Consider the following 11,878-nt stretch of genomic DNA (forward strand, 5'->3'; position numbering starts at 1 on the left):
GTGATGGGATCGACGACGGCATCAACCCATTGTAAACACGTCAACGGCGGCTTGCCGGGGCTGCTGGTGGGGGTCTGGCTCCGGTGCTAGCCTATCGCGGCCGGGTCAGCGCGTTTCGGCTCGCGGTTTCATCGACACGGACAGGCATGGCAGCGTCAACCAGCAAGGCTTCGAACGGCACGGCATCACCCGCCGACCCCGCACGCCCGGCGGCCGAGAGCGCGCTCGGGGCCAATCCGGTGGTGGGCATTACCCGTCAGGACCTGCTCGATGCGGTGTCGCGGCTGCTGCGGCTGCTGTCGCTGAATCCGCTTACCGTCGCCCGCCACGAGTGGCGCTTCGCCCGCGAACTGATAGCGATCCTGGCCGGCCGCTCGCAGATCGCGCCGGAGGCCGGCGACCGGCGTTTCCAGCACGCCATCTGGCAGCGCAGCGGCTACTACCGCCGCCTGATGCAGACCTATCTGGCCTGGTCGCGGAGCCTGGTTGACATTCTCGACAGCATCGACGGTGACGACGAGGACATGGAGCGCGCCCGATTCGTGCTCAACCAGGTGCTGGCCGCGGCCGCGCCGGTGAACAATCCGCTGGGCAATCCCGGGTTCGTGGACAACGCCCGCCGCACCCGCGGACTGTCGGTGGTGCGCGGCCTGCGCAATCTGGCCCAAGATCTGGCCCGCAATGGCGGGATGCCCAGCCAGGTGGACCCGCGCCCGTTCCAGGTGGGCCGCAATCTGGCCAGTACACGCGGCGCGGTGGTGTTCCGCAACGCGGTGTGCGAGGTGATTCAGTACGTGCCCACCACCGCCGAGGTGGATACCACCCCGGTGGTGCTGATCCCGCCGCAGATCAACAAGTACTACATCGTGGATCTCAACGAGGACAAGAGTTTCGTGCGCTTCGCCGTGGACCACGGCCAGCCCATGTTCGTGCTGTCCTGGCGCAACCCGACTGCGGCCCAGCGCGACTGGGGGATGGACACCTACGTGTCCGCCGCCAAGGAAGCCATCGACGCGGTACTGAAAATTACCGGTGCGCCCTCGGCCAAGGTCATGGCCGCCTGCGCCGGGGGCTTTACGGCGGCAGTACTTCTGGCGCACATGGTTGCGGCCGGCGAGGGCGACAAGATCGCCTGTCTGACGCTGCTGGTCACGGTGTTGGATACTCGGGCCCGCACGCTACTGGGGCTTTTCTCCAGCGACACCGCGATCAATGCCGCGATCCTGCGCAGCCGCACCCGAGGCGTGCTGGACGGCGCCGAAATGGCCCGCGCCTTCGCCTGGCTGCGGCCGGAGGACCTGGTGTGGAATTTCGTGGCCAACAACTACGTGATGGGCAACGACCCGCCAGCGTTCGATGTCCTCTACTGGAACAACGACACCACCCGCCTGCCGGCCCAGTTCCACGCCGATCTGCTCAATCTGTTCCGCGACAATCCGCTGCTGCGGCCGGGCAGCCTCAAGCTGCTGGGCACGCCCATCGATCTGTCGCAGGTCACCTGCGATGTGTTCATCATTGCCGGGGAGACCGATCACATCACCCCTTGGCAGGCCTGCTACCGCTCGACGCAGTTGTTCGGCGGGGATGTCCGCTTCGTGCTGTCCTCGTCCGGACACATCCAGTCGATCGTCAACCCGCCCACCAACACGCGGGCCCGCTACTTCACCAACGACGACTACGATCAGGATGCCGGCGACTGGCTGACCGGCGCGCAGGCCCACAAGGGCTCCTGGTGGATTCCCTGGCTGGACTGGGTGCGCCGCCACGGCGGGCCCACGGTAGCGGCCCCGACCGCGCTGGGCAGCCGCGACTACCCGCCGACCGATCCAGCCCCGGGTCGCTACGTCTTTCAGAAATAGCCTTCGGTAACGACGGTTTCCGTTGGCTTGCCGAGCCCCCGGGGTTTGCGTAGGCTCGAATCACACGTCGGGGGAAGGCGTTTCATCATCAGCGGACCCGGATCATGATCGATCCGGTCCGCACCCGTGCAGCCAGCGCCACGCCCGCCGATACCGTCAGTACGACCTGATTTCGATCCAGGAGATTTGCGGGATGGTAGCCATGGTCAAGCCCGCCGGTGGCAGGAAGTCGGCGACCACGTCGGCCGGGGCCCTGACCCGGAACCGCGCCATGCAGGTGGAGTTCGTCGAGGTCGACGGCATTCGCCTGCGAGTGGCCACCCGCAGCGGCCGAGGGCGGCCGCTGCTGCTGTTCAACGGCATCGGCGCCAATCTCGACATCGTCCAGCCGCTGATGGATGCGCTGGATGACATGGAGCTGATCATCTTCGACATGCCGGGAACCGGTGAGTCCCCGCCCACCCGCTGGCCCAAGCGCTTTTCCGGCCTCGCCCGGATGACGGTCAAGCTGCTGGATACCCTGGGCTATCCCGGGGCGGTCAACGTGGCCGGGGTGTCCTGGGGCGGGGCCATGGCCCAGCAGTTCGCGCTGCAGTTCCCGGAACGCACCAACCGTCTGGTGCTGGCGGCCACCTCGGCCGGGATGATCGCGCTGCCGGCCCGCCCGGGCGTGCTGATGCGCATGATCACCCCCAAGCGTTACGTGTCCCGCAACTATCTGGCCGAGGTGGCGCCCGAGATCTATGGCGGGCTGATGCGACGGCGTCCGGAACTGATCGAGCGCCATGGTTCGCTCACCCGGCCGCCTTCGATGCGTGGTTACATCTATCAGTTGCTGGCTGGTGCCTACTGGACCAGTGCCCACAAACTGCACCGGCTGCGCTGCCCGACGCTGGTGATGGGCGGCGACGACGATCCGCTGATTCCGCTGGGCAATGTGCGGCTGCTGTACTGGCTGATCCCGAAGTCCTATCTGCACGTGATCCGCGGCGGCGGCCATCTGTTCCTGGTGGTACGCGCCAACGAATGCGCCGCGATCATCCGGCGTTTCGTGCAGGAGCGTCGTTACGACGGTACCGATCCGCAGGATTATTTCCTGGAGCGCGGGCTGCCCGAGGATGGAGAGGTGATGCCGGCGCTGCAGGCGGCAGGTTAGCTTTCTGCGACTGCACCCTTGTTCACGCCCTCGAAGGCGCGGACCCGGAACCGGCGGTCGGGCTGTTCCCGTTTGAGTTGTTCGGCGATGTGCCGGGCAATGTTCTCCACCGTGCTGGGGCCATCCAGCAGCACACAGCGGCGGGCGTCCAGTTCCAGCTCGAAACGGCCCTGTTCGGCGGTGTAGCCGAACCGGTAGCGGGTGACACTGGCGTCCCCGATCAGATGTTCCCGGCTGCCAAGAAACACCTGGCGCCACTGCCGTGACCAGCGTTGCGCGTGGGTCGGACTGGGCTGGCCGTCCACCTCGATCTCGAGCCGGCAGCGATGGCCGTGAGCCAGCCGCTGGCAGTTGCCGTCGTGGGCGGCAAGGCCGTGGCAGTACTGGTATTCGGCCCCGTGGATGATTTCCTCGCGCAGGGTCAGCGACAACCCGCTGACCCGGTCGGGCAGCCGTGGCCGCAGATCGGCTTCCAGCAGCGCCGCGACCACGGCGGGTTCGATGGTTTCGGTGGGCAGGACGCAGACGGCGTCGGCCGGGGCCAGATAGTCCACCCGGTAGCCGGCGTCGTCGTGGAAATGCAGGGACAGCCCCTCATCAGTGTCGGCTCGACCCAGGCCAGTGGCCTGGCCGGGTACCAGCAGGCGATGGTCCACCAGGGCATCCAGGCGCTGCTTGACCAGCGTCTTGACCGGGCCGAAGTCCACGATCATGCCGGTATGGGTGTCGATCTCGCCGGTCAGGCTCAGGTCCACGATCCAGCTCACGCCCATCAGGCCGCGCAGGCGGTCGAGAACGCCGCAGTCGATGACGGTGATTTGATCGACAAACAGTTGCATGACTGGTGCGAGCCGGGATGGCTGCGGATTCAGGGCCGGTCGGCTCTACTCGCAGGCGATGCCGCGGTCGGGCAGCATCACGGGAATCCCGTCGTCGATCCGGTAGATGGTGTGCCGGTCGTCGGTGATCAGCGCCTCGTCCAGCGCTTCATCGACCACCGTGCCGTCGACGTAGCGCGCTTCGCCGGTCCGGATGCGGGCATTGATGCGATCGCGTTCGTCGGCGTCCAGGCGCTGAACGGCCGCGCCGGTGACCGGGCAGACCAGAACATCGAGCAGGTGCCGGTCCACGGCGATCAGTGGCAGTGGTCGGGACAGTCGGCCCGCCGGCAGAGGCGGAAATTCAGGATATGGGCGGCCGCCAGCACCAGGCCCCCGACCATGGTGATCGAGCGTTCGGCGTGTTCGCCCCAGACGCTGTCCACCGCCAGCGCCGCCACGATCAGCATGGCCAGACCCAAGCCGCCCAGCGCGGCCACGCCGCGGCTGCGGTGGCGGTGACAGCCGATGCCGAAGGCGATCAGGCTGGTGGGCAGTACCACGATCAGCATCAGATCATGGAACGCGCCGTGGCTGAGCGTGGCGCCCAGCACGGGCATCATGGTCACGGCCACCGGCAGCATCAGGCAGTGCACCAGGCAGATGGCGGAAAATGCCACCGCCAGGCCGTCGAGTTTTGCTGTTCCAAGCCGCATGGTAGGCCGCTCGCGCGAGTGTTGATGCGATAGTATAACGAAATGTGACGGCACGCAGGACACGTTGAATGCCGAATTTCCACCACCGTGCTGCCCTGATCGGGCTGGGCTGCCTCGTGATCGCGGCGGCCTGCACCCGGGCGCCCGCGCCGGATTGCGGCGACCTGCGCGTAGAAGCCCCCTGGGTGAGGCTGCCACCGCCCGGCGCGCCCATGCAGGCGGCCTATTTCCAACTGCACAACCCGGGGAATCGCCGGGTGATCGTCAGCGGCGTGACCAGTTCCGATTTCAAGCGCGTGATGCTGCACGAAACGGTCGATCGCGACGGCCAGGCGAGCATGGCGCATCTCGATGAACTCTCGGTCGGTCCCGGTGAGCGGGTGACACTGCGTCCGGGGGGGGCGCATCTGATGCTGTCCGCGCCGCCCGAGGCGCCGGCCGCCGGCGACGCGGTAGTGTTCGATCTGCAATGCGGTGCGGCCGGAGAGGCCACGCGCCGCTTCGAGGCCACCTACCGCCGTGCCGCCCCGGCCGACTCATGAGCCGCGACTTCGCCAAGATGCACGGGCTGGGCAACGACTTCGTCGTGTTCGATGCCACCCGCGAACCCCTGACGATGACACCGGAACTGGCCCGGGCCGTGGCCGACCGCCGTCTGGGCGTCGGTTGCGACCAGATTCTGGTGGTCGAACCGCCGCCGGCCCCGGATGTGGATTTCGGTTACCGCATCTACAACGCCGACGGCTCCGAATCCGGCCAGTGCGGCAATGGCGCCCGCTGTTTCGCCCGCTTCGTGCGCGACCGCGGCCTGAGCCAGCGCAATCCGCTGGTGGTGGCCACCGTCGCCGGCCGCATGACGCTGGCCATTGCCGCCGACGACCAGGTCCGGGCGGACCTGGGTGTGCCGGTATTCGAACCGGCCGATATCCCGTTTGACGCCCCGCAACGTGAACCGGCGTACAAACTGGCCATGGACGGCGGCCGCGAACTGACGGTGCACGCCCTGGCCATCGGCAATCCGCATGCGGTGATGGTGGTCGATGACGTGGACAGCGCGCCGGTATCGGTGCAGGGGCCGGCGGTGGAGCGCCATCCCCGGTTTCCGGCGCGGGTCAATGTGGGTTTCATGGCGATCCACGGGCCGGGGCATGTCGCGCTGCGGGTATTCGAGCGTGGCGTGGGTGAAACCCGGGCCTGTGGCAGCGGGGCCTGTGCGGCCATGATCGCGGGTCGGCTGTTTCACGGGCTGGACGAAACGGTGCGGGTGGACTTGCCCGGCGGGCAACTCGCGGTAAGCTGGGCGGGGGAAGGCGAGCCGGTGTATCTGACCGGACCCGCCACGCATGTCTTCGACGGTCGGTGGCCGATATAGATGAAATGGCCGGCAACCATGATGGCCGTTGAATCGTAACCATTCGGGCACAAGCGCAGTCAGTTTCAAGGTGATGTCGATGAGCGAACCCAAGGCCGATCAGGATCCCGTCCCGACGCTGGACGAAGCCGAGGTGGCGGCCTATCTGCAGGCCAATCCGGATTTCCTGCAGCGCCATCCGGCGGTGCTCGAGGCGCTGGACGTGCGCCATGACACCGGCAGCGCGGTATCGCTGATCGAACGCCAAGTGGCGTCCCTGCGCCGGGACAATCACGACACTCACGCGCGGCTGCGTGAGCTCATTGATACCGCGCGCGACAACGAGACCCGCGTACAGCATCTCAATGGCCTGGCCCGGGTGCTACTGGGTGCTGACGACGCCGAACAGCTGGTGACCCGTCTGCGCGAATTCCTCAAGCGCGAGCTCAGGGTCGACGCCATGTTCATCGGGTTCACCGGCATCGATGCGGATGTTGGCGGCATCCAGGCGCTGCCGCGCGATGGCGAAGGCATGCAGGCGCTGACCAATCTGTTCCGGCGTGGCAAGCCCATCTGCGGGCCGCTGACCGAGGAGCAAGTGGAGGCACTGTTCGCCGATGCCGGGGATACCCCGCCGCAATCGGCCGCACTCATTCCGCTGGGCGAGGAGAAGGTGCAGGGCGCCCTGGTGCTGGGCAGCCGCGATTCGCGTCGCTTCGTGCCGGATATGGGCACGCTGTTCCTGGAATTGATGGGCAATCTGATCACCGCGGCCTGCCGGCGACACCTCGGGTCGGGGCGCCTCTGAGTCGGTGTCATGAGCACGGAAGACGAGAACCTCGTCGACCGGTTCTGCGCCAGCCTCACGCGCGAACGCCATGCCTCGCCCCACACAGTTGCCGCCTACCGGCGTGATCTGACCGCCGCCCGCACGGCGTTGCAGGCGCAGGGGGTTGCCGACTGGGCGCAGGTGGATCTGCACCATGTGCGCACCCTGGTCGCGGCACGTCACCGCGGCGGTGCCTCGCCGGCCAGCCTGGCGCGTTTCCTGTCCAGCCTGCGCAGTTTCTACAAGTGGCTGATCCGTGAGGGCGCGGCGGCCAGCAATCCCGCCCGGTCGGTGCGCGCGCCCAAGCGGGCCCGGCCGCTGCCGAAGACGCTGGATGTCGATCAGACCCACCAGCTGCTTGAAATCGACGCCGACGACCCGATTGCCCGGCGCGACCGGGCGATCATGGAAGTCTTCTACGCCAGCGGCCTGCGTCTGGCCGAGCTGGTGGGGTTGAACCTGCACGACGTGGATCTGGCCGGTGGCGAACTCCAGGCTCTGGGCAAGGGCCGCAAGCAGCGCCGGGTGCCGCTGGGCCGCAAGGCCGTGGCCGCGGTGCGTGCATGGCTGCCGGCACGCTCCGAATGGGCGGCGGCGGACGAAGCGGCTCTGTTCGTATCCCGTCGCGGTGGTCGGCTGGCCCGGACCAGCGTGGCCCGGCGGCTGGCAATCTGGGGGCGCCGTCAAGGGCTGGACGCCCACCTGCATCCGCACAAGCTGCGCCATTCGTTCGCCACCCATCTGCTGGAATCCAGTGGCGATCTGCGCGCGGTGCAGGAATTATTGGGTCACGCGGACATCGCCACGACCCAGATCTACACCCACCTGGACTTTCAGCGACTGGCCGCGGTATACGACGCGGCGCATCCGCGGGCCCGCCGCGGCCACGAGGAAGACTAGCCGGCATACGCTGCGGGGTGAAAGGTTCGCTCGCGTGACATTGTGCCGGTGCGTACCATCTCGCACGAAGTTTTTCGTGTTGTGATGACTGGAGGGGGTTATGTGTCGAGGCGGGATCGCGTTCAGTGTGATTTTCCTGGTGCTGGCAACGGGCGGTTGTGCAACGATATTTACCGGTACCAGCGATGACATTCATATTTCGACTGATCCGGAAGATGCGAAGATATATCGGGAGGGTCGCCTCGTAGGGGAAGGGGATGTGACGCTGACCATTCAACGCGCCGGGACGCCGCCCGAGATCCGCGTTGAAAAAACCGGGTATGAGAGTCAGAGCTTCAAACCCGAGACGACGTTCAATAACGTTGCCATGATCAATTCGACGTTCGTTCTGTCATGGGGAACGGACATTCTCTCCGGGTCGGTGGTGCGGTACGCCGAGGATTCCTACCACGTTCAGTTGATACGCGAAGGTCAGGCCGGTCTGAATCCAGCGCAGCGCATCGTGCGATTCTCGCTGTTGAATGCAGCCATGATTAAGTTTGACCTGGCCGTGGGGAAAGGCGAGTACCTGACTGAACTGGCCGGCGTCTCCGGCAGCGAAGCGGTGGAGGACGCGTTTCACGCAGAACTTCTTGCCGAGCGTTCGACCCTGCTGGAAACCGGTGATCCGAAGGCGTTTGCGATGCGCGTGGATCGCATTTTCTCGCGCGTGGCGCCGATGGAAGGTCAGTTCGAACGCAGGTTGTGAGCACGCGGCCCGACAGGGATTCTGGCACTTGTCTGGTTGATGCCTGCTTGAAGCGGGCCGGTTTGACCCCAACCGTTACGCGATGACGCGGTGGGTCTCGCCGTGCGCAAGCTTTGAAACCGGAGAATTTCTTGGAACAGTTTCGCGGAACCACCATCCTGTGCGCGCGCCGCAACGGGGTGGTGGCGGTGGCCGGCGACGGCCAGGTATCGATGGGATCGACCCTGTTCAAGGGCAATGCGCGCAAGGTACGGCGGCTCTACAAGGATCAGGTGCTGGCCGGGTTTGCTGGGGGCACTGCCGATGCCTTCACCCTGTTCGAGCGCTTCGAGTCCAAGCTGGAGCAGCACAGCGGTAATCTCACCCGCGCCGCTGTGGACATGGCCAAGGACTGGCGCACCGATCGCATGCTGCGCCGGCTGGAAGCGCTGTTGCTGGTGGCTGATGCCTCGACCACGCTGATGCTGTCCGGCACCGGCGACGTGATGGAGCCGGAACACGATGTCATGGCCATCGGCTCCGGCGGCAGCTTCGCGCAGGCCGCGGCCCGGGCGCTGATCGACAATACCGATCTGCCGGCCCCGGAAATCGCCGACAAGGCGATGCGCATCGCCGCCGACATCTGCATCTATACCAACGACCACATTACGCTCGAGGTACTCGGCGATGAATGATGCTGCCACCGATACTCTGCTGGCCCAGCGTTCGGCCGGCCAGCTGACGCCGGCCCAGATCGTGGCCGAACTGGACCGCCACATCATCGGCCAGGCCGATGCCAAGCGCGCGGTGGCGGTGGCCCTGCGCAACCGCTGGCGGCGCATGCAGTTGGGCGAGGACATCCGCGCCGAGATCACGCCCAAGAACATCCTGATGATCGGGCCGACCGGTGTGGGCAAGACAGAGATCGCCCGCCGGCTGGCCAAGCTGGCCGACGCACCGTTCATCAAGGTGGAGGCCACCAAGTTCACCGAGGTCGGCTACGTCGGCCGCGAGGTGGACTCCATCATTCGCGACCTGGCCGACGTCGCGGTGAAGCTGGCACGCGAGGCAGCCATGCACCGCGTGCGCCACGAGGCGGAGATCGCCGCCGAGGAACGCATCCTCGATGCCCTGCTGCCGCGTCCGCAGTCGGCCCAGGACAGCGAATCGGCGGCCAGCGAGTCTTCCGCCACCCGGCAGGTGTTCCGCAAGCGGCTGCGCGAGGGCAAGCTCGACGACAAGGAAATCGAGCTGGACCTCAGCCAGCAGGGCGCCAACGTCGAGATCATGGCGCCGCCCGGCATGGAGGAAATGACCAGCCAGCTGCAGAGCATGTTCAAGAACATGGGCGGCCAGAAGAGCCAGCGCAAGAAGGTGAAGATCGGCGACGCCTTCCGCCTGCTGGTCGACGAGGAAGCCGCCAAGCTGGTGGACGAGGAACGGATCAAGGCCGACGCCATCGAGGCGGTGGAGAATAACGGCATCGTGTTCGTCGACGAGATCGACAAGGTGGCCAAGCGGGCCGAGCACGCCGGCGGCGGCGACGTGTCCCGCGAGGGCGTGCAGCGGGATCTGCTGCCACTGGTCGAAGGGTCCACCGTGTCCACCAAGTACGGCATGGTGCGCACCGACCACATCCTGTTCATTGCCTCGGGCGCGTTCCACGTGGCCAAGCCTTCGGATCTGATTCCGGAGCTGCAGGGGCGGCTGCCGATCCGAGTGGAACTGCAGGCACTGGCCGCCGAGGATTTCGTACGTATTCTCACCGAACCGAACCATTCGCTGACCGAGCAGTACGCGGCGCTGATGGGCGTCGAGGATGTCTCGCTGGAATTCGCCGCGGACGGCGTCCGCCGCATCGCGGAGGTGGCATTCAAGGTCAACGAAGGCACCGAGAACATCGGCGCCCGCCGGCTGCATACGGTGATGGAGCGGCTGATGGAGGAAATCTCCTTCGATGCCGCCGAGCGGGCAGGCCAGTCGCTGACCATCGATGCGGCCTACGTCGACAGCCGACTCGCCGATCTGGCCGAGGACGAGGACCTGTCGCGCTACATCCTGTAGGACGCCTTTCAAGGCGCCTGGCGGGGTTGTCCGCCGTCCGTTTCGACTGTCCCTGGCGAAGGCTTCAGGGTACCCTTGCCGGCTGCTGGCCCCGCTTGATCGACCCATGACCGACCCCGCCGACGACACCACCGATTTTGGCTACCAGCGCGTGCCGCGCGGCGAGAAATCGCGGCGGGTCGGCGCGGTGTTCGACTCGGTGGCCGACAACTACGACCTGATGAATGACCTCATGTCGATGGGCATTCATCGTCTGTGGAAACACTTCACCCTCGAGCTGGCGGCCATTCGTCCCGGCGAGCGCATTCTCGACCTGGCCGGCGGCACCGGCGACCTGGCGGCCGGCATGGCCCGGCGCACCGGGCGGTCGGGATCGGTGGTGCTGTCCGATATCAACGGCCGGATGCTGGCCCGCGGCCGCGACCGGCTGGCCGACGCCGGCGTGGCGGGCAATCTCGAGGTGGTCCAGGCCGATGCCGAGGCTCTGCCGTTCGCCGATGCCAGCTTCGATCTGGTGACCATCGGCTTCGGGCTGCGCAACGTCACCGACAAGCCGGCGGCGCTGGCCGAGATGAAGCGGGTGCTGGCGCCCGGTGGCCGCGCGCTGGTGCTGGAGTTCTCCAAGCCGGCGGTGCCGGGCCTGGACAAGCTCTACGACCTTTATTCCTTTTCCGTGCTGCCACGCCTGGGCCGTCTGGTGGCCGATGACGAGGATTCCTACCGCTACCTGGCCGAATCCATTCGAATGCATCCCGACCAGGGCACGTTGCGATCGATGATGGAAGATGCCGGCTTCGAACGCTGCGGCTTCCACAACCTGACCGGCGGCATCGTGGCGGTGCACCGGGGTTACGCCTGATGCAGCTGCCCGGCGAGGTCACCGGGGCGCTGGAGATTGCGCTGTCGCGCTGGCTGGCCGTCGATGACGTCGCCGCTGAACGTGCCTCCCGGCTCCACGGGCGCTGCCTGGCGATCCGGCTGCGGGAACCGGATCTGGAGCTCGTGTTTCGCCCGGCCGACACCGGCATGCGCGTGGAACAGGGCCCGGTTGAGGATCCCGATGTCCGCCTGAGCGGTGGCGTGGGGGATTTCGCCCGCAATCTGTTCGGCAATGGCGAGGCCCTGGGCGGGGGCATCCGCGTGGAGGGCGACGTGGGGCTGGCCCAGTCCTTCGCGCGGCTGCTTCAGGGGGCGGACATCGATTTCGAGGACTGGCTGGCGCAGCGGCTGGGCGATGTCCCGGCGGAACTGGCCGGCCGGGCGCTGCGTGCCGGCCGCGATCTGGCCCGCCGCGCGGCCGACGTACTGCCCCGCGATCTGTCCGAATACCTGCGTGAGGAAACCGGTGATCTGGTGGGGCGCGCCGAGGTCGACGAATGGCTGGCCGAGGTCGATCGGCTGCGGGCCGACACCGACCGCCTGGCACAGCGGGTCAAGCGTCTTTCCACCGGCTGACCC

General features: G+C 66.8%; 14 protein-coding genes. 11 read left to right on the forward strand and 3 right to left on the reverse strand.

Annotated elements, in window-relative coordinates; genetic code table 11:
• Positions 1 to 146: 146 nt before the first annotated feature.
• The gene (locus tag RM532_RS02255; RefSeq protein ID WP_311651501.1) at positions 147 to 1,859 is read left to right on the forward strand and encodes a PHA/PHB synthase family protein; all 1,713 of its coding nucleotides are present in this window, start codon (positions 147 to 149) and stop codon (positions 1,857 to 1,859) included.
• A gap of 271 nt (positions 1,860 to 2,130) precedes the next feature.
• Positions 2,131 to 3,015: a poly(3-hydroxyalkanoate) depolymerase gene (phaZ, locus tag RM532_RS02260; RefSeq protein ID WP_349255252.1), complete on the forward strand. Its 885-nt coding sequence runs from the start codon at positions 2,131 to 2,133 to the stop codon at positions 3,013 to 3,015.
• On the opposite strand, the gene RM532_RS02265 is transcribed toward phaZ, so the two are convergent.
• Genes RM532_RS02265 through RM532_RS02275 form a run of 3 tightly spaced genes read right to left on the reverse strand, consistent with a single transcriptional unit; the run spans position 3,012 to position 4,549 of the window.
• Positions 3,012 to 3,854, reverse strand: coding sequence for a 6-carboxytetrahydropterin synthase (locus RM532_RS02265; RefSeq protein WP_311651503.1), 843 nt, complete (start codon positions 3,852 to 3,854; stop codon positions 3,012 to 3,014). The two genes, phaZ and RM532_RS02265, sit on opposite strands and share 4 nt — an antisense overlap.
• A 45-nt stretch (positions 3,855 to 3,899) precedes the next feature.
• Complete coding sequence (locus tag RM532_RS02270; protein WP_311651504.1) at positions 3,900 to 4,145, reverse strand: Trm112 family protein; 246 nt, start codon at positions 4,143 to 4,145, stop codon at positions 3,900 to 3,902.
• A gap of 5 nt (positions 4,146 to 4,150) precedes the next feature.
• Positions 4,151 to 4,549 carry a MerC domain-containing protein gene (locus tag RM532_RS02275; protein WP_311651505.1) on the reverse strand — a complete coding sequence of 133 codons (399 nt, stop codon included), beginning with the start codon at positions 4,547 to 4,549 and terminating at the stop codon, positions 4,151 to 4,153.
• Positions 4,550 to 4,617: 68 nt separating this feature from the next.
• Here RM532_RS02275 and RM532_RS02280 point away from each other — a divergent pair, with 68 nt between their 5' ends.
• The 9 genes from RM532_RS02280 (at position 4,618) to RM532_RS02320 (ending at position 11,875) form a co-directional block, all read left to right on the forward strand.
• Positions 4,618 to 5,091 carry a copper chaperone PCu(A)C gene (locus RM532_RS02280; RefSeq protein WP_311651506.1) on the forward strand — a complete coding sequence of 158 codons (474 nt, stop codon included), beginning with the start codon at positions 4,618 to 4,620 and terminating at the stop codon, positions 5,089 to 5,091.
• Positions 5,088 to 5,921, forward strand: coding sequence for a diaminopimelate epimerase (gene dapF / locus RM532_RS02285; protein ID WP_311651507.1), 834 nt, complete (start codon positions 5,088 to 5,090; stop codon positions 5,919 to 5,921). The genes RM532_RS02280 and dapF overlap by 4 nt, the downstream gene beginning before the upstream one ends.
• Positions 5,922 to 6,000: 79 nt before the next feature.
• Complete coding sequence (locus tag RM532_RS02290) at positions 6,001 to 6,708, forward strand: DUF484 family protein (protein WP_311651508.1); 708 nt, start codon at positions 6,001 to 6,003, stop codon at positions 6,706 to 6,708.
• A gap of 9 nt (positions 6,709 to 6,717) precedes the next feature.
• A complete protein-coding gene (xerC, locus tag RM532_RS02295) occupies positions 6,718 to 7,629 on the forward strand; it encodes a tyrosine recombinase XerC (RefSeq protein WP_311651509.1) in 912 nt (303 codons plus the stop codon).
• A gap of 127 nt (positions 7,630 to 7,756) precedes the next feature.
• Entirely contained in the window at positions 7,757 to 8,377 is a 621-nt protein-coding gene (locus RM532_RS02300) for a PEGA domain-containing protein (RefSeq protein WP_311651510.1), read from the forward strand.
• 131 nt (positions 8,378 to 8,508) lie between these two features.
• Complete coding sequence (gene hslV, locus RM532_RS02305; protein WP_311651511.1) at positions 8,509 to 9,051, forward strand: ATP-dependent protease subunit HslV; 543 nt, start codon at positions 8,509 to 8,511, stop codon at positions 9,049 to 9,051.
• The gene (gene hslU / locus RM532_RS02310) at positions 9,044 to 10,420 is read left to right on the forward strand and encodes an ATP-dependent protease ATPase subunit HslU (RefSeq protein WP_311651512.1); all 1,377 of its coding nucleotides are present in this window, start codon (positions 9,044 to 9,046) and stop codon (positions 10,418 to 10,420) included. The genes hslV and hslU overlap by 8 nt, the downstream gene beginning before the upstream one ends.
• A 106-nt stretch (positions 10,421 to 10,526) precedes the next feature.
• The gene (gene ubiE, locus RM532_RS02315; protein WP_311651513.1) at positions 10,527 to 11,279 is read left to right on the forward strand and encodes a bifunctional demethylmenaquinone methyltransferase/2-methoxy-6-polyprenyl-1,4-benzoquinol methylase UbiE; all 753 of its coding nucleotides are present in this window, start codon (positions 10,527 to 10,529) and stop codon (positions 11,277 to 11,279) included.
• Positions 11,279 to 11,875 carry a ubiquinone biosynthesis accessory factor UbiJ gene (locus RM532_RS02320; protein WP_311651514.1) on the forward strand — a complete coding sequence of 199 codons (597 nt, stop codon included), beginning with the start codon at positions 11,279 to 11,281 and terminating at the stop codon, positions 11,873 to 11,875. The genes ubiE and RM532_RS02320 overlap by 1 nt, the downstream gene beginning before the upstream one ends.
• Positions 11,876 to 11,878: the final 3 nt, after the last annotated feature.

It is taken from the genome of Spectribacter hydrogenoxidans, assembly GCF_031846275.1.
GTDB classification, from domain to species: Bacteria; Pseudomonadota; Gammaproteobacteria; order Nevskiales; family Salinisphaeraceae; genus Spectribacter; species Spectribacter hydrogenoxidans.